This is a genomic window from Salmonella sp. SA15303 (assembly GCF_029962125.1).
Taxonomy (GTDB): Bacteria; Pseudomonadota; Gammaproteobacteria; order Enterobacterales; family Enterobacteriaceae; genus Salmonella; species Salmonella enterica.
On sequence record NZ_CP123924.1, the window covers coordinates 4,675,535 to 4,697,569 of the forward strand.

17 protein-coding genes, 2 tRNA genes and 3 rRNA genes are annotated in these 22,035 nt (G+C 52.1%); 8 read left to right on the forward strand and 14 right to left on the reverse strand.

All coding sequences use genetic code 11. From position 1 onward, the window contains the following. Positions 1–262 precede the first annotated feature (262 nt). The 4 genes from glnA (at position 263) to QEN31_RS22830 (ending at position 4,637) form a co-directional block, all read left to right on the forward strand. Complete coding sequence (glnA, locus tag QEN31_RS22815) at positions 263–1,672, forward strand: glutamate--ammonia ligase (RefSeq protein ID WP_001271699.1); 1,410 nt, start codon at positions 263–265, stop codon at positions 1,670–1,672. A gap of 274 nt (positions 1,673–1,946) precedes the next feature. Continuing rightward, entirely contained in the window at positions 1,947–2,996 is a 1,050-nt protein-coding gene (gene glnL, locus QEN31_RS22820; RefSeq protein WP_000146194.1) for a nitrogen regulation protein NR(II), read from the forward strand. Between the two features lie 8 nt (positions 2,997–3,004). Continuing rightward, the gene (gene glnG, locus QEN31_RS22825; protein ID WP_001188783.1) at positions 3,005–4,414 is read left to right on the forward strand and encodes a nitrogen regulation protein NR(I); all 1,410 of its coding nucleotides are present in this window, start codon (positions 3,005–3,007) and stop codon (positions 4,412–4,414) included. Between the two features lie 112 nt (positions 4,415–4,526). Then, positions 4,527–4,637 (forward strand): YshB family small membrane protein, encoded by a 111-nt coding sequence (locus tag QEN31_RS22830; RefSeq protein WP_001578131.1) that lies wholly within the window; start codon positions 4,527–4,529, stop codon positions 4,635–4,637. Positions 4,638–4,726: 89 nt separating this feature from the next. Here the strand turns inward: QEN31_RS22830 and hemN are convergent, their stop codons facing one another. The 3 genes from hemN to QEN31_RS22845 all read right to left on the reverse strand — a co-directional run bounded on the left by hemN (position 4,727) and on the right by QEN31_RS22845 (position 7,147). Next, a complete protein-coding gene (gene hemN, locus QEN31_RS22835; RefSeq protein ID WP_000003520.1) occupies positions 4,727–6,100 on the reverse strand; it encodes an oxygen-independent coproporphyrinogen III oxidase in 1,374 nt (457 codons plus the stop codon). A 188-nt stretch (positions 6,101–6,288) separates the two neighbouring features. Next, on the reverse strand, positions 6,289–6,804 hold the full coding sequence (gene yihI, locus QEN31_RS22840) for a Der GTPase-activating protein YihI (protein ID WP_000743292.1): 516 nt from the start codon (positions 6,802–6,804) through the stop codon (positions 6,289–6,291). A 118-nt stretch (positions 6,805–6,922) separates the two neighbouring features. Continuing rightward, positions 6,923–7,147 carry a hypothetical protein gene (locus QEN31_RS22845; protein WP_001541209.1) on the reverse strand — a complete coding sequence of 75 codons (225 nt, stop codon included), beginning with the start codon at positions 7,145–7,147 and terminating at the stop codon, positions 6,923–6,925. A gap of 239 nt (positions 7,148–7,386) precedes the next feature. On the opposite strand from QEN31_RS22845, the gene yihA reads away from it, so the two are divergent. Further along, on the forward strand, positions 7,387–8,019 hold the full coding sequence (yihA, locus tag QEN31_RS22850) for a ribosome biogenesis GTP-binding protein YihA/YsxC (protein ID WP_000183327.1): 633 nt from the start codon (positions 7,387–7,389) through the stop codon (positions 8,017–8,019). Positions 8,020–8,139: 120 nt separating this feature from the next. On the opposite strand, the gene QEN31_RS25500 is transcribed toward yihA, so the two are convergent. Both QEN31_RS25500 and polA read right to left on the reverse strand, forming a co-directional pair. Continuing rightward, the gene (locus QEN31_RS25500; protein WP_071892919.1) at positions 8,140–8,187 is read right to left on the reverse strand and encodes a spot 42 RNA, inhibition of DNA synthesis; all 48 of its coding nucleotides are present in this window, start codon (positions 8,185–8,187) and stop codon (positions 8,140–8,142) included. A 166-nt stretch (positions 8,188–8,353) separates the two neighbouring features. Then, the gene (polA, locus tag QEN31_RS22855; RefSeq protein ID WP_000249972.1) at positions 8,354–11,140 is read right to left on the reverse strand and encodes a DNA polymerase I; all 2,787 of its coding nucleotides are present in this window, start codon (positions 11,138–11,140) and stop codon (positions 8,354–8,356) included. Positions 11,141–11,527: 387 nt separating this feature from the next. Between polA and QEN31_RS22860 the strand changes: the two genes are divergently transcribed. Next, on the forward strand, positions 11,528–12,436 hold the full coding sequence (locus QEN31_RS22860; protein WP_000196890.1) for an acyltransferase: 909 nt from the start codon (positions 11,528–11,530) through the stop codon (positions 12,434–12,436). A gap of 12 nt (positions 12,437–12,448) precedes the next feature. Here QEN31_RS22860 and dsbA read toward each other — a convergent pair whose 3' ends face one another. From dsbA to QEN31_RS22875, 3 genes are all read right to left on the reverse strand, one after another. Then, positions 12,449–13,072 (reverse strand): thiol:disulfide interchange protein DsbA, encoded by a 624-nt coding sequence (gene dsbA / locus QEN31_RS22865; protein WP_000725364.1) that lies wholly within the window; start codon positions 13,070–13,072, stop codon positions 12,449–12,451. Between the two features lie 16 nt (positions 13,073–13,088). Continuing rightward, positions 13,089–14,075, reverse strand: a complete 987-nt coding sequence (locus QEN31_RS22870; protein WP_000999249.1) for a serine/threonine protein kinase — start codon at positions 14,073–14,075, stop codon at positions 13,089–13,091. A gap of 76 nt (positions 14,076–14,151) precedes the next feature. Beyond that, positions 14,152–14,421, reverse strand: a complete 270-nt coding sequence (locus QEN31_RS22875; protein WP_000649858.1) for a YihD family protein — start codon at positions 14,419–14,421, stop codon at positions 14,152–14,154. A 69-nt stretch (positions 14,422–14,490) separates the two neighbouring features. Here QEN31_RS22875 and mobA point away from each other — a divergent pair, with 69 nt between their 5' ends. Together mobA and mobB are read left to right on the forward strand one after the other, a co-directional pair. Continuing rightward, entirely contained in the window at positions 14,491–15,075 is a 585-nt protein-coding gene (gene mobA, locus QEN31_RS22880; RefSeq protein ID WP_001046887.1) for a molybdenum cofactor guanylyltransferase MobA, read from the forward strand. Beyond that, positions 15,072–15,587, forward strand: a complete 516-nt coding sequence (gene mobB, locus QEN31_RS22885; RefSeq protein ID WP_010989085.1) for a molybdopterin-guanine dinucleotide biosynthesis protein MobB — start codon at positions 15,072–15,074, stop codon at positions 15,585–15,587. Before mobA ends, mobB begins: the two co-directional genes overlap by 4 nt. 264 nt (positions 15,588–15,851) lie before the next feature. Here mobB and rrf read toward each other — a convergent pair. The 6 genes from rrf to hemG form a co-directional block, all read right to left on the reverse strand. Further along, positions 15,852–15,967: ribosomal RNA gene (rrf, locus tag QEN31_RS22890) — 5S ribosomal RNA — on the reverse strand. Between the two features lie 93 nt (positions 15,968–16,060). Beyond that, positions 16,061–19,047: ribosomal RNA gene (locus QEN31_RS22895) — 23S ribosomal RNA — on the reverse strand. Positions 19,048–19,227: 180 nt separating this feature from the next. Continuing rightward, a tRNA-Ala gene (locus QEN31_RS22900) sits at positions 19,228–19,303 on the reverse strand. 111 nt (positions 19,304–19,414) lie between these two features. Further along, positions 19,415–19,491, reverse strand: a tRNA-Ile gene (locus QEN31_RS22905). A gap of 69 nt (positions 19,492–19,560) precedes the next feature. Further along, positions 19,561–21,102 (reverse strand): 16S ribosomal RNA (locus QEN31_RS22910). Together the 16S, 23S and 5S rRNA genes with 2 tRNA genes alongside form the textbook arrangement of a ribosomal RNA operon. A gap of 377 nt (positions 21,103–21,479) precedes the next feature. Then, entirely contained in the window at positions 21,480–22,025 is a 546-nt protein-coding gene (gene hemG, locus QEN31_RS22915; RefSeq protein ID WP_000853952.1) for a menaquinone-dependent protoporphyrinogen IX dehydrogenase, read from the reverse strand. Between the last annotated feature and the right edge of the window lie 10 nt (positions 22,026–22,035).

Genomic DNA, 22,035 nt, shown 5'->3' on the forward strand with positions numbered 1-22,035 from the left:
GCTTTCACGGAGCGTTAAAAGGGTGGCTTGCGTTCTGTTGCACCAATGTGGTGCTTAATGTTCACATTAAAGCACTATTTTGGTGCAACATAGTCACCGTGGTGCAGCCCTTTTGCACGATGGTGCGCATGATAACGCCTTTTGGGGGCAATGTGAAAGTTGGCACAGATTTCGCTTTATATTTTTACGGCGACACGGCCAGCAGAATTGAAGATCTCGTTACCACGACGACCGACCATGACCAATCCGGGAGAGTACAAGTATGTCCGCTGAACACGTTTTGACGATGCTGAACGAGCACGAAGTGAAGTTTGTCGATCTGCGCTTCACCGATACCAAAGGCAAAGAACAGCACGTCACGATTCCTGCTCATCAGGTAAATGCCGAATTCTTTGAAGAAGGCAAAATGTTTGACGGCTCCTCTATCGGCGGCTGGAAAGGCATTAACGAATCCGACATGGTGCTGATGCCCGATGCGTCCACTGCGGTTATCGACCCGTTCTTCGCGGACTCCACCCTGATTATCCGTTGTGACATCCTGGAGCCTGGCACTCTGCAAGGTTATGACCGTGACCCACGTTCCATCGCAAAACGTGCGGAAGACTACCTGCGCGCGACCGGTATCGCCGATACCGTCCTGTTTGGGCCGGAACCTGAATTCTTCCTGTTCGACGACATCCGCTTCGGCGCATCTATCTCCGGCTCACATGTGGCGATTGACGATATTGAAGGCGCCTGGAACTCCTCTACCAAGTACGAAGGCGGCAACAAAGGCCATCGTCCGGGCGTGAAAGGCGGTTATTTCCCGGTTCCGCCAGTTGACTCCGCGCAGGATATCCGTTCTGAAATGTGTCTGGTCATGGAGCAGATGGGCCTGGTCGTTGAAGCGCACCACCACGAAGTAGCGACCGCAGGTCAGAACGAAGTGGCGACCCGCTTTAACACCATGACCAAAAAAGCCGACGAAATTCAGATTTACAAATATGTCGTGCATAACGTGGCTCACCGCTTCGGTAAGACCGCGACCTTTATGCCAAAACCGATGTTCGGCGATAACGGTTCCGGTATGCACTGCCACATGTCTCTGGCGAAGAACGGCACCAACCTGTTCTCTGGCGACAAATATGCCGGCCTGTCTGAACAAGCGCTGTACTACATCGGCGGCGTCATCAAACACGCCAAAGCCATCAACGCCCTGGCGAACCCGACCACCAACTCCTACAAGCGTCTGGTCCCGGGTTACGAAGCGCCGGTGATGCTGGCCTACTCCGCCCGTAACCGTTCCGCCTCCATCCGTATTCCGGTGGTGGCGTCTCCGAAAGCGCGCCGTATCGAAGTTCGCTTCCCGGACCCGGCGGCTAACCCGTATCTGTGCTTTGCCGCCCTGCTGATGGCCGGTCTGGACGGGATTAAGAATAAGATTCACCCGGGCGAAGCCATGGACAAAAACCTGTATGACCTGCCGCCGGAAGAAGCGAAAGAGATCCCACAGGTAGCGGGTTCTCTGGAAGAAGCGCTGAACGCGCTGGACCTGGACCGCGAGTTCCTGAAAGCAGGCGGCGTGTTCACTGATGAAGCGATCGATGCGTATATTGCGCTGCGTCGCGAAGAAGATGACCGCGTGCGTATGACCCCGCACCCGGTAGAGTTTGAGCTGTACTACAGCGTTTAATCGTATATTAAAAATCCGACAAATTTCGCGTTGCTGCAAGGCAGCAACTGAGCACATCCCCAGGAGCATAGATAGCGATGTGACTGGGGTAAGCGAAGGCAGCCAACGCAGCAGCAGCGTGAAAGGCGTCAGGAGTTTTTGAGTTGCCGTGGAAACTTTCAGCCCATCCCAGGATGGGCTTTTTTCTCCACCAACAATCTGATCTCACGCGCTTTTTAGTGGTAAAAAGCTATAATGCACTAAAATGGTGCAACCTTTTCCAGGAGACTGCTGAATGGCAAGCGGCATACAGCCCGATGCTGGGCAGATCCTCAATTCGTTAATCAACAGCGTGCTGGTGGTCGACGACGCGCTGGCAATCCATTACGCCAATCCTGCCGCGCAGCAGTTGCTCGCGCAAAGCTCACGCAAACTGTTCGGGACGCCGTTACCTGAACTGTTGAGCTATTTTTCGTTAAACATTGACCTGATGCGCGAAAGTTTAGCGGCAGGGCAAGGCTTTACCGATAACGAAGTGACGCTGGTGATTGATAGTCGCTCGCATATTCTCTCTTTGACCGCCCAACGTCTGCCCGACGATTTTATACTGCTCGAAATGGCGCCGATGGATAACCAGCGTCGTCTGAGTCAGGAGCAGTTGCAGCACGCGCAGCAAATCGCCGCCCGCGATCTGGTGCGCGGTCTGGCGCACGAAATCAAAAATCCGCTCGGCGGCCTGCGCGGCGCGGCGCAGCTACTCAGCAAGGCGCTGCCCGACCCGGCGCTAACGGAATATACCAAAGTCATCATTGAACAGGCCGACAGGCTACGCAACCTTGTCGATCGTTTGCTGGGGCCGCAGCACCCGGGAATGCACATTACCGAGAGCATACATAAAGTCGCGGAGCGCGTGGTGGCGCTGGTGTCGATGGAACTGCCGGATAATGTCCGGCTTATCCGCGATTATGACCCCAGTTTGCCAGAACTGCCGCACGACCCGGAACAAATTGAGCAAGTACTGCTGAATATTGTCCGCAATGCCTTGCAGGCGCTGGGGCCGGAAGGCGGCGAAATTACGCTGCGTACCCGTACCGCCTTCCAGTTAACGCTGCATGGCGAACGCTATCGCCTGGCGGCGCGTATAGACGTTGAAGACAATGGGCCGGGCATTCCTCCCCATTTACAGGATACGCTGTTCTACCCGATGGTCAGCGGTCGCGAAGGCGGCACCGGGCTTGGGTTATCTATCGCCCGCAATCTTATCGATCAACACGCCGGCAAAATTGAATTTACCAGTTGGCCGGGGCATACCGAGTTTTCGGTTTACCTGCCGATTCGGAAATAGAGGTGTTTATGCAACGAGGAATAGTCTGGGTCGTCGATGATGATAGTTCCATCCGTTGGGTGCTTGAGCGTGCTCTCGCCGGGGCAGGGTTGACCTGTACCACCTTTGAGAATGGTAATGAAGTACTGGCTGCGCTGGCCAGTAAAACGCCGGACGTCTTGCTGTCGGATATCCGAATGCCGGGAATGGACGGGCTGGCGCTATTAAAGCAGATTAAACAGCGTCACCCGATGCTTCCGGTCATCATTATGACCGCGCATTCCGATTTAGATGCCGCCGTGAGCGCCTATCAGCAGGGGGCGTTTGATTATCTGCCTAAACCGTTTGATATTGATGAAGCCGTCGCTCTGGTCGAGCGCGCGATTAGCCACTATCAGGAGCAGCAACAGCCGCGTAATATCGAGGTTAACGGCCCGACAACAGACATGATAGGCGAAGCGCCCGCCATGCAGGATGTGTTTCGCATTATTGGTCGGCTGTCGCGTTCTTCGATTAGCGTGCTGATTAACGGCGAATCAGGGACCGGTAAAGAACTGGTCGCCCATGCGCTTCACCGCCATAGCCCACGCGCCAAAGCGCCGTTTATCGCACTCAATATGGCGGCCATCCCGAAAGATTTGATTGAATCCGAACTGTTTGGCCATGAGAAAGGCGCTTTTACCGGGGCGAATACCATCCGGCAGGGCCGTTTCGAGCAGGCTGACGGCGGCACGCTGTTTCTGGACGAAATTGGCGATATGCCGCTGGATGTCCAGACTCGTCTGTTACGCGTGCTGGCTGACGGACAGTTCTACCGCGTGGGCGGGTACGCGCCGGTAAAAGTCGATGTGCGCATTATCGCCGCCACCCACCAGAACCTCGAACGACGCGTTCAGGAAGGGAAATTCCGCGAAGACCTGTTCCACCGCCTGAACGTGATTCGTATCCATCTTCCGCCGTTGCGTGAACGCCGTGAGGATATTCCGCGCCTGGCGCGCCATTTTTTGCAGGTCGCCGCCCGTGAATTAGGCGTGGAAGCCAAATTATTACATCCGGAAACCGAAACGGCGTTAACGCGCCTGGCATGGCCTGGTAACGTGCGTCAGTTAGAAAATACCTGCCGCTGGCTCACCGTCATGGCCGCCGGACAGGAGGTATTGATCCAGGATTTACCGGGCGAACTGTTTGAAGCCTCGACGCCGGATAGCCCGTCCCACCTGCCGCCGGATAGCTGGGCTACATTACTGGCACAATGGGCGGACCGCGCCTTGCGATCCGGTCATCAAAACCTGCTTTCTGAAGCGCAGCCAGAACTGGAGAGAACGCTACTGACCACGGCATTACGCCATACGCAGGGTCATAAACAGGAAGCCGCCAGGCTGCTCGGTTGGGGGCGAAACACCCTAACGCGGAAGTTGAAAGAGCTGGGAATGGAGTAAACATTACCCGCGAGTGTAAAGATTAATAATTGAGCGCAAAACGCTGCTATTTTGCGCTTTACTGTTCCGATGAGTTCAGTATGATCATGCCCGGCAAACGGGGGGATTCATTATGTTAGAATCTATTATTAATCTGGTATCGAGTGGAGCGGTCGACAGCCACACGCCACAAACTGCGCTAGCCGCCGTGTTGTGTGCCGCGCTGGTGGGACTGTTCAGCTGACAATGTGCCGGATGGCGCTAATGCTTATCCGGCCTACAGGTTGTCGCAACGTGTAGGCCTGGTAAGCGCAGCGCCACCGGGCAACCCGGCTAAATGACGCGCGAGAACTGCTGCATCCGCGCTTTCTGGCGCAGATACGCGTCAAAGCACATGCAGATATTGCGGATCAGCAAACGACCTTTCGCCGTCACCTGAATTCCCTTCTCGCTAATATCCACCAGCCCATCTTTCGCCAGCGGCGACAGTAACTGCAAATCTTCGGCAAAATACTCAGCGAAATGCAAACCCCACTGCTGTTCGACAGCGTTAAAATCCAGGCGGAAGTTACAAATCAGCGCCTTGATAACATCGCGACGAATGCAATCATCACGGGTCAGCGTAATACCACGCCATAGCGCATTGCCCCGCTCATCCACTTGCTGGTAATAACGCTTCAGCTCTTTCTGGTTCTGCATGTAGCCATCGCCAATCATGCTGATAGCAGAAACCCCCATCCCCAGCAGATCGGTATCGCCCTGGGTCGTATAGCCCTGAAAATTACGGTGCAACACGCCTTCGCGCTGCGCGACGGCCAGTTCGTCGTCCGGACGGGCAAAATGGTCCATCCCGATAAACTGATAACCAGCCTGGGTAAGCGATACGATCGTCTCCTGCAAAATATCCAGTTTCTGCTGCGCGCTGGGTAAATCAGCATCTTTAATTTTACGCTGGGCGGCAAAAAGCGTTGGCAGATGCGCATAGTTAAAGACGCTCAAACGATCGGGGTTCAGTTCCGTCACACGCTTCAGCGTGAAAGCGAAGCTTTCTGGCGTCTGTTTCGGTAGACCGTAGATCAAATCGATATTGGTCGAGGTAAAGCCGATATCGCGGGCGTGATTAAGCAGCGCAAAGATGAATTCTTCATCCTGCTCGCGGTTAACCAAGCGCTGCACCTCTTTATTAAAGTCCTGCACGCCCATACTCAGGCGGTTAAAACCTTCCGCACGTAAATGATCGAGCACATCCAGCTCAATTTCACGGGGATCGACTTCGATCGAGATTTCCGCGTCGGTATTAAAGTGGAAATTTTCACGCAACAGCGTCATTAAGCGGCTGATTTGCGCTTTATTCAGGTAAGTAGGCGTACCGCCGCCCCAGTGAAGCTGGCTGACATGACGGTCTGCAAACAGCGGCGCGCGATGACGAATTTCCTGCTCAAGCGCGTCAAGATACTGGTCAGCTTTATGCTGTTGGCGGGTGACAATCTTGTTGCAGCCGCAGAAATAACACAACTTGTGACAAAACGGGATATGCACATACAGCGAGAGCGGACGTTCAGGATAACGCGCCACAGCCTGCAAGAATGCGGCGTCCTCGAAGTCTTCAGAAAACTCCAGCGCGGTTGGGTACGAGGTATATCGTGGCCCGGAATAGTTATATTTCTGGATCAGGGCCAGATCCCAGTCTATTTGCTGTTCAGACATGCTCACTCCTTCCGATGGCGTCTCTGGCGGGTACGGCGTACCGGCTTCACGCCATGACGGGCGGCAAGCCGGCTGCGCAGCCATTTCTGTCGCCGCGACAATCGCTGTAGTTTAACGAATAACCACACCAGATAACATATAACCGGAAGGGTTATAAGCAGGACGGGCAAGCCCACGGTGTAAACCCGTTAGTTGCCGCCTCTTAGCAGGCGCATCATATCTTCCTGCTTCTCGTCCTCTTCGTCGTCTTCTTCGTCGTCATCGTAAGACAGACCAAGCTTCTGCATCAGTTCATCAATACGATCCAGTTTGGCATCTACCCAGGCTTGATCTTCCGCACTCAGGGTTTCGCCCGCTTCCAGACGTTCTAACAGCGCATCCAGGCGCTCATCCGTTTCCAGTAAATCCAACTCCGCCTGCGGTGAAAGCATAGGTTTCTCACTTTTCGGTTTATGCTGTTGGGTCACTTTTTCAGTCACGCCCAATGGAACAGGTGTTTTACTGCCAATACGTGGATCTTTTTGTTGATTCTGATTGCCGCCGCCCGAAGCGGAATTGCCGCCCGCCGCGCGACTTCCCGGCGCATGACCGCGATGTTTTTTCAGGCGTTTACGGTCGCGCGCCTCCTGGTTTAACTCTTCACGCGTTTTACGACGCTGTTTGCCAAAGGCTTTACTGCGCGGTGCAGAGGTTGGTTTTTTCATGATGTCAGATCTTTAAGCCGTTTTATTCAGTATAGAATTGAGGCGGAATCTAGCAGAAAGCAAGCAAAGAAAAAAGGCGACAGAGTAATCTGCCGCCTTTTTTCTTGACTCACGACCCTTAACGGGTTCCACCATCCCTGTTGGCTATCAACACGCCCTGTTTTTCCCTTAGCCTGGAACATTCCATGTTGTTTCCATTTCCTTTTACTAACGTCTCCGGACGTTTGTCTTCCTGACAATCCTGTGTCTTCGCCTCCTGGCGCTCCTGACCCTCATCCTGAGTCGTTGATCCTGTTAGCGTCCTCGCTATGTGCATTACTTTACTCTTTTGGGGTAAACTCACAAGATACCGACACGGCAAATCCCTTTTTTTCAGACAATTACCTTTCTATAAATTCATGATTTAACTATATTAACTGGCTTTGAGCCTGACAACGACTCTGTCATGTCGCATAAGTGCAATGGTCAATGTCTCACAAAGCGTATGGCTTTTACTTACAGCACCGATGCGCCGAAAAATCCGTCTTTTGCTGGCGTTCAGGTATAATCGCCACAATGCTTTGACTGACGGAGACGACCGCTTTGACTAACCTGAATTATCAACAGACGCATTTTGTGATGAGTGCGCCTGATATTCGCCATTTACCTTCCGATTGCGGAATTGAAGTGGCTTTTGCTGGCCGTTCCAATGCAGGCAAATCCAGCGCCCTGAACACGTTGACCAACCAAAAAAGCCTGGCGCGCACCTCTAAAACGCCGGGCCGTACCCAATTGATTAACCTGTTTGAAGTCGTAGATGGCAAACGGTTGGTCGACCTGCCGGGCTATGGCTACGCGGAAGTCCCGGAAGAGATGAAACGCAAGTGGCAACGCGCGCTGGGGGAATATCTGGAGAAACGTCAAAGCCTACAGGGCTTAGTCGTTTTAATGGATATCCGCCATCCGTTGAAAGACCTCGACCAACAGATGATCCAGTGGGCTGTAGAGAGCAATATCCAGGTTCTGGTTCTGCTGACCAAAGCGGACAAACTGGCCAGCGGCGCGCGCAAGGCGCAGTTGAATATGGTACGTGAAGCCGTGCTGGCTTTTAATGGCGATGTGCAGGTAGAAGCGTTTTCCTCGCTGAAAAAGCAGGGCGTGGATAAGTTACGTCAGAAGCTGGATAGCTGGTTTAGTGAACTGGCACCGGTCGAAGAGATTCAGGACGGGGAATAATCACCCGCTATGCCGGATGGCGCCGCTGCGCGTCTTATCCGGCCTACGGTGTGAGCGAAACTTTTCTTGCGCACAATAAAAAACGCCCCAGTCATAAACTGACTGGGGCGGCTAAAATATTCAGCCAAATCCGATTACGTGAAGTAAAAGGTCTGAAAGATAGAACATCTTACCTCTGTACCCTACGTGAATAACTTTACTCTTTTTTGAGCAACACAGAAAGACCTTTTCGTAATTTTTTTTCATTCTTTACATAGGGAATTCTAATACCCATCACAAAACCCCCGTGCTTATGTTGCTTAATTACGAAAAAAGCGCGTTATTCCTTAAATGCTTAGTGCGCTTGATCCCAATTTTCCCCGCTACCGACTTCCACCAGCAACGGCACATCAATACGCGTGCAGTTTTCCATCAACTGATGGATACGTTTTGCTACCGCATCTAAGTCGTCTTTATGCACCTCGAACACTAATTCATCGTGTACCTGCATAATCATCCGCACGCGTGGCTGCTCGGCCTGTAGCCAGGCATCGACGGCAATCATGGCGCGCTTGATGATATCGGCAGCCGTTCCTTGCATGGGAGCATTGATCGCCGCGCGTTCCGCCCCCGCGCGCCGCGCCGCGTTGCTGGATTTAATATCCGGCAGGTAAAGGCGGCGCCCCTCCAGAGTTTCCACATAGCCTTGTTCTTTTGCCTGAGCGCGGGTGCGCTCCATATATTCCAGCACGCCAGGATAGCGTTCGAAGTAGAGATCCATATACTTCTGCGCCTCTTTACGCGGAATATTAAGCTGGCGAGAAAGACCGAAGGCGCTCATCCCGTAAATCAGGCCAAAGTTAATGGCTTTCGCACTTCGGCGCTGTTCCCCGGTCACGCTATCCAGCGGCAAGCCAAAGACTTCCGCCGCCGTTGCGCGGTGAATATCCTTCCCTTCGGCGAACGCCGTGAGCAGTCCTTTATCACGGGAAAGATGCGCCATAATACGCAGCTCAATCTGTGAATAGTCCGCAGACACGATGAGATAATCCTCAGGCGCAATAAATGCCTGACGAATGCGGCGGCCTTCTTCATTGCGCACCGGAATATTTTGCAGGTTCGGATCGGTGGACGATAAACGTCCCGTCGCCGTTACCGCCTGATGATAGGACGTATGGACGCGCCCGGTTTTCGGGTTAATCATCAGCGGCAGCTTATCGGTATAGGTGGATTTTAGCTTCGCCAGACCACGATACTCCAGAATCACTTTCGGCAGCGGATAGTCCAGCGCCAGCTCTTCCAGCACCTCTTCCGACGTTGACGGCGCGCCGCCAGGCGTTTTCTTCAGCGGCTTAATACCCTGCTTTTCAAACAGGATGGTCTGCAACTGCTTCGTCGAGGACAGGTTGAACGCCTCGCCCGCAATGTCATGCGCTTTCTTTTCCAGTTCCGCCAGACGTAGCGTGATTTCTTCCGAATGTTTGTGCAGGACGGCAGGATCGATTTTTACGCCATTGCGCTCAACGCGTGACAGTACAGGCACCAACGGCATTTCGATGTTTTCGAAAACATTCAGCGGGCCTTTGTGCTGCTGGAGCTCAGGCCACATTTTGAGATGCAACTGTAACGTGACATCCGCATCTTCTGCCGCATAGCGCCCCGCTTCCTCCAGTGCGATCTGGTTAAAGGTGAGCTGGTTTTTACCTTTACCGGCAATGTCTTCAAAGGTGATAGTTTTGTGCTTCAGCCAACGATCGGACAAACTGTCCATATCATGGCGTCCGGCGACGCTGTTCAGAATGTAAGACTCAAGCATGGTATCGAAGGCGATACCGCGCAGCTCAATACCGTAATTTTGCAAGACGCCGCGATCGTACTTGAGGTTTTGCCCCACTTTGCGCACTTTTTCATCTTCCAGCAGCGGCTTCAGCAGTTCCAGAGCACGCTGGCGGGAGATTTGATCCGGAGCGTCCAGATAATCATGCGCGACAGGTACATACGCGGCAACGCCAGGTTCGATGGCAAACGAGAGGCCCACCAGGTTGGCGGCGATATTATCCAGGCTGTCGGTCTCCGTGTCGAAAGCAAAAACTGGCGCTTTTTTCAGCTTTTCAATCCAGCTTTCCAGCGTAACGTCGTCCAGAATCGTGACATAATTTTCATAAGAGAGCGCCGCTGCCGGTTCGCTGGGCGATTCATCAATAACGACCGTTTCCTGCGGTTTGGCCGCCGGTTTCGCGCCCTTTGCCTGTAGCCACTTGCCTGACTCAACGTCCGCCGTCCAGCGCTTAAACTCATATTTTTTAAACAGGCCCAGCAGTTCATCCGCAATCGGCTGCTGCACTTCAAGCTGTTCGCAGGTCAGCTCCAGCTCAACATCCGTTTTAATGGTGGCGAGTTTATAAGACAGGTACGCTACGTCTTTATTCTGCGCTAATTTACCGGCCATCGTTTTGGCGCCGCGGAAAGTGAGACCGGCAATTTTTTCCGGCTCGGCGTACAGCGTATCCAGGCCGCCCAATCCCTGAAGCAAGGCTTGCGCCGTCTTCTCACCCACGCCTGGTACGCCCGGAATATTATCCGAGGAGTCCCCCATCAGCGCCAGAAAGTCGATAATCAGCTCAGGCGGCACGCCGTACTTATTAACGACTTCATCCGGGCCGAGGATGGTGTTAGTCATGGTGTTGATCAGCGTAATATTCGGCGTCACCAACTGTGCCATATCTTTATCGCCGGTGCTGATTAATACCGGACGCCCCACCTTCTCCGCTTCTCGCGCCAGTGTACCGATAACGTCATCCGCTTCTACGCCAGAGACCGCCAGCAGAGGTAACCCCATGGCTTTAACCATGGCATGTAACGGCTCTATTTGCGCACGAAGATCATCCGGCATTGGAGGACGATGCGATTTGTAGTGTTCAAAGAGCTCATCACGGAAGGTTTTTCCTTTGGCGTCAAACACCACCGCAGCATGCGTCGGCTGATACTGCATGATCAGGCTGCGCAACATGTTGAGGACACCATACATTGCGCCCGTAGGTTCTCCCGCGCTGTTGGTTAACGGCGGAAACGCATGATAGGCGCGATAGAGATAGGATGAGCCATCTACGAGAATAAGTGGGTTTTCTGGGATCTGAACCATAATGTCCGTGCCTGTTTAACAGATTATGGTTAAAGGATGCCACATACAGGAGGAAAACTTGAGTTTTTCGCCGCATTTGCGGAAAAGTTTTGTCGATCTTCAGGATCGCTCGCAAAATAACCTGTGGATAACTTTGTGTGTAAATTCTTACCATTACTTTAAAATCAGCGCGATAGCCTTCTCGTCTTAATAATTACCCATTATTTTCAATGAGTTGTTAACATCACGTTTTTCTGATTATCTGATTCATGCCGTTATCATAATGTGGATAGTTGTTACGAGTGTTTCTATTTCACTCAGCGCCATCATTAGCATCGTTTTCTGATAGAATCAGCCCCTTGCGCCCTTTTCGCGCACCGTTTATGGCTAACTTTTGAATAATTTATTATGACGAGAATACTCGCGGCTATCACGCTCCCATTGAGTATCGTATTGACCATCCTGGTCACTATTGTTTGCTCAGTACCGATCATCATTGCCGGTATGGTAAAGCTTCTTTTGCCTGTTCCCGGTATCTGGCGCAAGGTCTCCATTTTCTGCAATTTCATGATGTATTGCTGGTGTGCTGGTCTTGCAGCGCTGTTACGCCTTAATCCGCACTTGCAATGGGATGTAGAAGGGTTAGAAGGGCTGAGCAAGAAAAATTGGTATTTACTGATTTGTAATCATCGCAGCTGGGCCGATATCGTTGTGCTTTGCGTTCTGTTCCGCAAGCATATCCCAATGAATAAGTACTTTCTTAAACAGCAATTGGCCTGGGTGCCGTTCATCGGCCTGGCGTGCTGGGCATTAGATATGCCGTTTATGAAGCGCTACTCCCGTAGCTACCTGCTCCGACACCCCGATCGACGCGGCAAAGATGTTGAAACAACTCGTCGCTCTTGCGAAAAGTTTCGTCGGTATCCCACCACTATCGTTAACTTTGTTGAAGGCTCGCGATTTACGCATGAGAAACGTCAGCAAACGCATTCACCTTATCAACATTTGTTGCCGCCAAAAGCAGCCGGTATTGCAATGGCGATTAATGTTTTAGGCTCACAGTTCGATAAGCTGCTTAATATTACGTTGTGTTACCCAAACAACGATCGTCACCCTTTCTACGATATGCTAAGCGGTAGGCTGACGCGTATTGTTGTTCGGGTGCAACTGGAACCCATAAATGAAGAACTGCACGGCGATTACGTGAACGACAAAACATTCAAACGCCGTTTTCAACGTTGGCTTAATACGCTGTGGGATAAGAAAGATATACAGATAGAAGAGATTAAAACATCTTATAAAAACGCCGGTCAGTGACCGGCGTTCTTTTTATTTTTTATCAACCAAATATTTCACAGTATCAGCATACTGCTGAACAAAAACATCCATGCTGCTCGTATCCATGCCTTGTGGGTTAATCTGGTATTTGCCATTGACGAACATCGCCGGAACGCCCTGCAGTTGCAGGTCAGCCGCGGCTTTCTCCTGTTGCGCAACCAGTGATTTCACCACGAAGCTGTTCCATGCCGCATCGTAATCTTCGCCCTTGACGCCCGCATCAACGAACACTTTACGGATATCCGCGGCAGATTGTACTGTCTGGGTTTTCTGTACGGCTTCAAACAGCGGGACCGTGACTTTATCTTCTACACCCAACGCCATCGCCACCGCCCATGCCTGGGTGAGCTCCTTGCCCAACGGCCCCAGGAACTCAACGTGGTACTTGGTCATTTTGGTGCCTTCCGGCAGCTTTTTCTTCACATTGTCAGACACATGAAGCACTTCTTCAAACTGATAACAATGTGGGCAGTAGAAGGAGAAAAACTCCAGTACCTGGGGTTCGCCAGCGACCGGTTTATCCAGCGTGATATACTGTTTACCGTCGCTGATCTGTGCTGCCGAGGCGCTAAAAGCTAAAACCATACCAGCCAGCGCCAGCCAAATCTTTTTCATGATCAACTCTCTCCGATTAATACATTGGCGTTAATTGTAAAGGGGGTTCGTGCAAAATTTTAGTCTGCTCAATAAAAGTCGTTGTCTGTCGCTGCCAGTAATCTTCCCCTGTTAACCAGGGAAAGTTTTTTGGAAACGCAGGATCGCCCCAACGACGAATCAACCAGGCAAGATAATAAACTAAACGCATGGCGCGTAAAGGTTCAATGAGACCAATTTCAGCCGTATCGAACTCACTAACTTCTTCATAAGCTTCAATAATGGTTTCAAGCTGCATTCGCTGTTCGGCTTTGTCGCCGTTCAGCAGCATCCATAAATCCTGTATCGCCGGACCGTTACGGGCATCATCTAAATCGACAAACAGCGGTCCATCACGCCATAGAATGTTGCCGGCATGACAATCGCCGTGCAATCGCAGCGTGGCGAAATCGGTGCGCCAGCATTCGGTAACTGCAGACAGTAGAGTATCAGTGGCTTTCAGGAAAGCCGCTTTTTGCCCGGAGGGAATCAGTGCGGCATCTTCGAATACCTGGCGAGGTTCAAAAAGATACTCCGCAAGCCCAATGTCAGGCCGGAAAGTGAAAGGACGTTTTCGCCCCGTCTGATGCAATCGGCCAAGATAACGCCCTACCGCCTCCATCTGATCGATATTGTCTGCTTCAAACTGACGACCGCCTACGCTGGGGAAAATGGCATAATGATAGCCCTGATGCGCTAACAGCGTCTGGCCATTAAACGCGAGCGGAGCAGCAACCGGAACCTCATCCTTCACCAGTTCAAGCGCGAATTGATGTTCTTCCCGAATTTGATCAACAGACCAGCGTTCAGGACGATAAAACTTAACGACAAAACGTCGACGGTCTTCATCCTGAAACTGATAGACGCGGTTTTCATAACTGTTTAGTGGAGTTAGCCCGGAATCCACCATGATCCCCTGTTCAAACAGCGCATCCATGATGGTTTCCGGGTGTAGCGTCTGGAAAGTAAAAGCGTTGTCGTTCATCCCATCATCCGGAAAATACTACGAATGATTCAGGATATCATTTCGTGGCGATTTCGGTGGCGCCGCTTACAAGGTTTTACTCTTTAATAACGCCGCGGGCGCGTAAAAGCGCCGTTTTAAAGTCCTCTTCATAGTCTTTTTGAATCCCTGGAATGGCGGCGTCTTTGGCGGAATCGCGCATTTTCAGATGGTAGATCAGGATATCATCAGTTAAATCTTCCAGTTTGCCGTCAAAACCTGACTCTTTCGCCAGTTTCTGCAAAAATTGCGTCAGATTAAGATCAGGCTCTTTCTGCCAGGCTGGCTGGAGGAGTTCAATGACTTCATTCAGGCGTTTACATTTCATAGCTGTGCTCCTTATTCTTGATACAGACACGGTAGCAGGGTCAATCCCACAATAAAAGAGGCGATATCGGTGAATCTGGATGAAGTAATAACCGGCGTGGTGCTGGCAGGCGGTAAAGCCAGGCGGATGGGAGGTGCGGATAAAGGTCTGCTTGAACTGGGCGGGAAACCGCTCTGGCGACACGTTGCCGACGCGCTCGCGCCACAACTTGCTACGGTCGTCATTAGTGCTAATCGCCATCTGGATATCTACCAGGCCAGCGGCCTGAAAGTCATTCCGGATTCAATTGCTGACTTTCCCGGTCCGCTGGCGGGTATGCTTTCCGTTTTTCAGCAGGTAGCAGGCGACTGGTTTCTGTTTTGTCCCTGTGACAATCCCTGTATCCCCCACAACCTGGTCGATCGTTTAGCAGCGCAGCGTCATGGTGCACCCGTGGTTTGGGTTCATGATGGAGAGCGCGATCATCCAACGATCGCGTTGATTAATCGTGCCGTTGAGCCCCAGTTGACAGCTTATTTGCAAGCAGGCGAGCGGCGGGTAATGATTTTTATGCGCCAGGTAGGCGGACACGCCGTTGATTTCAGCGATTGTAAGGAGGCATTTGTGAACGTCAACACGCCGGAGGAACTCGCGCAATGGCAAAAGAGACCATGATACCGCTACTCGCCATTGCCGCGTGGAGCGGCACGGGAAAAACAACACTGCTGAAAAAACTGATCCCAGCACTTTGTGCGCACGGTATTCGGCCAGGGCTGATTAAGCATACCCATCATGATATGGATGTTGATAAACCGGGTAAAGATAGCTACGAATTACGTAAAGCCGGGGCGGCACAGACGCTGGTTGCCAGTCAGCAGCGCTGGGCGTTAATGACTGAAACGCCGGGGCAAGAAGAGTTGGATCTGGCATGGCTGGTGAGCCGGATGGATGCATCAAAGCTAGATATGGTGCTGGTAGAAGGGTTTAAACACGAGGCAGTTGCGAAGATCTTACTTTTTCGTCAGGGATGTGGGCACAGCGAGGAAGAATTAATTCTTGATGAGCATGTTATTGCGGTTGCCAGTGATATTCCACTTGCCGTAGCGGTACCCGTTTTGGATCTTAATGATGTATCGCAGATTTCTGCCTTCATTTTGCGGTGGTTAGAGAAAGCACGTTCCTTGTAGGCCGGATAAGGCGGAGCCGCCATCCGGCAGTGCCGGTTGCCTGATGGCGCTGCGCTTATCAGGCCTACGGTTTTACAGTTACCGCACACGCAAAAAAGCCCGTCCGTCAGGATGGGCTTCTTCACTAAACTAATGCCTGGCAGTTTATGGCGGGCGTCCTGCCCGCCACCCTCCGGGCCGTTGCTGCGCAACGAGTGCTCACCGACAGACCACAGATAAAACAAAAGGCCCTGTCTTCCGACAGGGCCCTTCGTTTTATTTGATGCCTGGCAGTTCCCTACTCTCGCATGGGGAGACCCCACACTACCATCGGCGCTACGGCGTTTCACTTCTGAGTTCGGCATGGGGTCAGGTGGGACCACCGCGCTAGTGCCGCCAGGCAAATTCTGTTATCAGACCGTTTTTACGTTCTGATGTAATCTGAATCAGTGCTGAAAATCGTCTCTCAACCGCCAAAACATCTTCGGCGTTGTAAGGTTAAGCCTCACGGTTCATTAGTACCGGTTAGCTCAACGCATCGCTGCGCTTACACACCCGGCCTATCAACGTCGTCGTCTTCAACGTTCCTTCAGGAGACTTTAAGTCTCAGGGAGAACTCATCTCGGGGCAAGTTTCGTGCTTAGATGCTTTCAGCACTTATCTCTTCCGCATTTAGCTACCGGGCAGTGCCATTGGCATGACAACCCGAACACCAGTGATGCGTCCACTCCGGTCCTCTCGTACTAGGAGCAGCCCCCCTCAGTTCTCCAGCGCCCACGGCAGATAGGGACCGAACTGTCTCACGACGTTCTAAACCCAGCTCGCGTACCACTTTAAATGGCGAACAGCCATACCCTTGGGACCTACTTCAGCCCCAGGATGTGATGAGCCGACATCGAGGTGCCAAACACCGCCGTCGATATGAACTCTTGGGCGGTATCAGCCTGTTATCCCCGGAGTACCTTTTATCCGTTGAGCGATGGCCCTTCCATTCAGAACCACCGGATCACTATGACCTGCTTTCGCACCTGCTCGCGCCGTCACGCTCGCAGTCAAGCTGGCTTATGCCATTGCACTAACCTCCTGATGTCCGACCAGGATTAGCCAACCTTCGTGCTCCTCCGTTACTCTTTAGGAGGAGACCGCCCCAGTCAAACTACCCACCAGACACTGTCCGCAACCCGGATCACGGGTCCACGTTAGAACATCAAACATTAAAGGGTGGTATTTCAAGGTCGGCTCCACGCAGACTGGCGTCCACGCTTCAAAGCCTCCCACCTATCCTACACATCAAGGCTCAATGTTCAGTGTCAAGCTATAGTAAAGGTTCACGGGGTCTTTCCGTCTTGCCGCGGGTACACTGCATCTTCACAGCGAGTTCAATTTCACTGAGTCTCGGGTGGAGACAGCCTGGCCATCATTACGCCATTCGTGCAGGTCGGAACTTACCCGACAAGGAATTTCGCTACCTTAGGACCGTTATAGTTACGGCCGCCGTTTACCGGGGCTTCGATCAGGAGCTTCGCTTGCGCTGACCCCATCAATTAACCTTCCGGCACCGGGCAGGCGTCACACCGTATACGTCCACTTTCGTGTTTGCACAGTGCTGTGTTTTTAATAAACAGTTGCAGCCAGCTGGTATCTTCGACTGACTTCAGCTCCATGAGTAAATCACTTCACCTACGTGTCAGCGTGCCTTCTCCCGAAGTTACGGCACCATTTTGCCTAGTTCCTTCACCCGAGTTCTCTCAAGCGCCTTGGTATTCTCTACCTGACCACCTGTGTCGGTTTGGGGTACGATTTGATGTTACCTGATGCTTAGAGGCTTTTCCTGGAAGCAGGGCATTTGTTGCTTCAGCACCGTAGTGCCTCGTCATCACGCCTCAGTGTTAAAGTGAACCGGATTTACCTGGAACACACACCTACACGCTTAAACCGGGACAACCGTCGCCCGGCCAACATAGCCTTCTCCGTCCCCCCTTCGCAGTAACACCAAGTACGGGAATATTAACCCGTTTCCCATCGACTACGCCTTTCGGCCTCGCCTTAGGGGTCGACTCACCCTGCCCCGATTAACGTTGGACAGGAACCCTTGGTCTTCCGGCGAGCGGGCTTTTCACCCGCTTTATCGTTACTTATGTCAGCATTCGCACTTCTGATACCTCCAGCAACCCTCACAGGCCACCTTCACAGGCTTACAGAACGCTCCCCTACCCAACGAACGTATCCTTAAACCGACTCGACTTTGTATACGCTTTGACGTCGCTTCGCTCCGTCAATCGTAACCCGCTGAATCGCTTTAAGTGATACGTTCGCTGCCGCAGCTTCGGTGCATGGTTTAGCCCCGTTACATCTTCCGCGCAGGCCGACTCGACCAGTGAGCTATTACGCTTTCTTTAAATGATGGCTGCTTCTAAGCCAACATCCTGGCTGTCTGGGCCTTCCCACATCGTTTCCCACTTAACCATGACTTTGGGACCTTAGCTGGCGGTCTGGGTTGTTTCCCTCTTCACGACGGACGTTAGCACCCGCCGTGTGTCTCCCGTGATAACATTCTCCGGTATTCGCAGTTTGCATCGGGTTGGTAAGCCGGGATGGCCCCCTAGCCGAAACAGTGCTCTACCCCCGGAGATGAATTCACGAGGCGCTACCTAAATAGCTTTCGGGGAGAACCAGCTATCTCCCGGTTTGATTGGCCTTTCACCCCCAGCCACAGGTCATCCGCTAATTTTTCAACATTAGTCGGTTCGGTCCTCCAGTTAGTGTTACCCAACCTTCAACCTGCCCATGGCTAGATCACCGGGTTTCGGGTCTATACCCTGCAACTTAACGCCCAATTAAGACTCGGTTTCCCTCCGGCTCCCCTATACGGTTAACCTTGCTACAGAATATAAGTCGCTGACCCATTATACAAAAGGTACGCAGTCACACCCCGAAGGGTGCTCCCACTGCTTGTACGTACACGGTTTCAGGTTCTTTTTCACTCCCCTCGCCGGGGTTCTTTTCGCCTTTCCCTCACGGTACTGGTTCACTATCGGTCAGTCAGGAGTATTTAGCCTTGGAGGATGGTCCCCCCATATTCAGACAGGATACCACGTGTCCCGCCCTACTCATCGAGCTCACAGCACATGCGCTTTTGTGTACGGGGCTGTCACCCTGTATCGCGCGCCTTTCCAGACGCTTCCACTAACACACATGCTGATTCAGGCTCTGGGCTCCTCCCCGTTCGCTCGCCGCTACTGGGGGAATCTCGGTTGATTTCTTTTCCTCGGGGTACTTAGATGTTTCAGTTCCCCCGGTTCGCCTCATTAACCTATGGATTCAGTTAATGATAGTGTGACGAATCACACTGGGTTTCCCCATTCGGAAATCGCCGGTTATAACGGTTCATATCACCTTACCGGCGCTTATCGCAGATTAGCACGTCCTTCATCGCCTCTGACTGCCAGGGCATCCACCGTGTACGCTTAGTCGCTTAACCTCACAACCCGAAGATGTTTCGTAAAACATTCTCGTGTCGCGAAAATTTGAGAGACTCACGAACAACTTTCGTTGTTCTGTGTTTCAATTTTCAGCTTGATCCAGATTTTTAAAGAGCAAAACTTCGCAGTGAACCCTTTCAGGTACACTCTGAAGTATTTTTTCGTAAACACTCACGAGATGGTGGAGCTATGCGGGATCGAACCGCAGACCTCCTGCGTGCAAAGCAGGCGCTCTCCCAGCTGAGCTATAGCCCCATCGTGTAGTCAGAACCTCTTTACCGATAATTTTTCCTGAGACAAGGCGTGGAATAACGAAGCATACATCAGTATGTGAGTTATTTCACAACGCAGTATTCAGGGAAAATTTGGTAGGCCTGAGTGGACTTGAACCACCGACCTCACCCTTATCAGGGGTGCGCTCTAACCACCTGAGCTACAAGCCTGTAGAGGTTTTACTGCTCGTTTTTCATCAGACAATCTGTGTGAGCACTGCAAAGAACAGTTCTTTAAGGTAAGGAGGTGATCCAACCGCAGGTTCCCCTACGGTTACCTTGTTACGACTTCACCCCAGTCATGAATCACAAAGTGGTAAGCGCCCTCCCGAAGGTTAAGCTACCTACTTCTTTTGCAACCCACTCCCATGGTGTGACGGGCGGTGTGTACAAGGCCCGGGAACGTATTCACCGTGGCATTCTGATCCACGATTACTAGCGATTCCGACTTCATGGAGTCGAGTTGCAGACTCCAATCCGGACTACGACGCACTTTATGAGGTCCGCTTGCTCTCGCGAGGTCGCTTCTCTTTGTATGCGCCATTGTAGCACGTGTGTAGCCCTGGTCGTAAGGGCCATGATGACTTGACGTCATCCCCACCTTCCTCCAGTTTATCACTGGCAGTCTCCTTTGAGTTCCCGACCTAATCGCTGGCAACAAAGGATAAGGGTTGCGCTCGTTGCGGGACTTAACCCAACATTTCACAACACGAGCTGACGACAGCCATGCAGCACCTGTCTCACAGTTCCCGAAGGCACCAATCCATCTCTGGAAAGTTCTGTGGATGTCAAGACCAGGTAAGGTTCTTCGCGTTGCATCGAATTAAACCACATGCTCCACCGCTTGTGCGGGCCCCCGTCAATTCATTTGAGTTTTAACCTTGCGGCCGTACTCCCCAGGCGGTCTACTTAACGCGTTAGCTCCGGAAGCCACGCCTCAAGGGCACAACCTCCAAGTAGACATCGTTTACGGCGTGGACTACCAGGGTATCTAATCCTGTTTGCTCCCCACGCTTTCGCACCTGAGCGTCAGTCTTTGTCCAGGGGGCCGCCTTCGCCACCGGTATTCCTCCAGATCTCTACGCATTTCACCGCTACACCTGGAATTCTACCCCCCTCTACAAGACTCAAGCCTGCCAGTTTCGAATGCAGTTCCCAGGTTGAGCCCGGGGATTTCACATCCGACTTGACAGACCGCCTGCGTGCGCTTTACGCCCAGTAATTCCGATTAACGCTTGCACCCTCCGTATTACCGCGGCTGCTGGCACGGAGTTAGCCGGTGCTTCTTCTGCGGGTAACGTCAATTGCTGCGGTTATTAACCACAACACCTTCCTCCCCGCTGAAAGTACTTTACAACCCGAAGGCCTTCTTCATACACGCGGCATGGCTGCATCAGGCTTGCGCCCATTGTGCAATATTCCCCACTGCTGCCTCCCGTAGGAGTCTGGACCGTGTCTCAGTTCCAGTGTGGCTGGTCATCCTCTCAGACCAGCTAGGGATCGTCGCCTTGGTGAGCCGTTACCTCACCAACAAGCTAATCCCATCTGGGCACATCTGATGGCAAGAGGCCCGAAGGTCCCCCTCTTTGGTCTTGCGACGTTATGCGGTATTAGCCACCGTTTCCAGTAGTTATCCCCCTCCATCAGGCAGTTTCCCAGACATTACTCACCCGTCCGCCACTCGTCAGCGAAGCAGCAAGCTGCTTCCTGTTACCGTTCGACTTGCATGTGTTAGGCCTGCCGCCAGCGTTCAATCTGAGCCATGATCAAACTCTTCAATTTAAAAGTTTGATGCTCAATGAATTAAACTTCGTAATGAATTACGTGTTCACTCTTGAGACTTGGTATTCATTTTTCGTCTTGCGACGTTAAGAATCCGTATCTTCGAGTGCCCACACAGATTGTCTGATAAATTGTTAAAGAGCAGTGCCGCTTCGCTTTTTCTCAGCGGCGCGGGGTGTGCATATTACGCTTTCCCGCTTCAGAGTCAAGCGTTTATTTTCGCTTTTCTCCGTGAGGTTCTGGTCCGAACCCCGCTGACCCGGCGGCCTGTGTGCCGTTGTTCCGTGTCAGTGGTGGCGCATTATAGGGAGTTATTTTTGCCTGACAAGAGGAAATTTAAAATAATTTTCTGAGTGCGCACTTTTTATTCTTTGCGTTTATTTTGCCGACGATTTGTTGGTTAAATGGGCTATTTCACGGGCAAAGTGCGCAACCTGCTCCCAGTCGGTGTACACCACTTCTTTACTGGTATCCGTTTCGCCGCCCGACATCTTCATAATAAGCTTGATCATCAGACGGTCATACCAGCGATAACGGGGATAGCGAAGCGCGCCTGCAATGACGGCACAGTAGTCAGGTCGCCACGGAGAGCTCATTAAAAACTTCCGCGCGTAGCTGTTAGTCTGCGGCGTCCGTTTTTCAGCTTTACGCGCCACCAGGTTAACGGAATAAAAGGCGCTCGGCATTCCGTTCAACCGCGTGGCATATTTCTTAACAAACTCCTGAAAGGCGCTGTGGTAATGACCATAACGAATAGACGCGCCAATCACTACGCGATCATAGCTATCCCAGTCAGGCTCTTCTGCGCGATGCAGATTAACGACATCGGCCCAGATCCCCATATCTTTGAGTTCAGAAGCCAGATAAGAGGCAATTTCGCGCGTTTGTCCGTCCCGGGTAGAGAAAAGAATCAATGTTTTCACGTGTTACTCC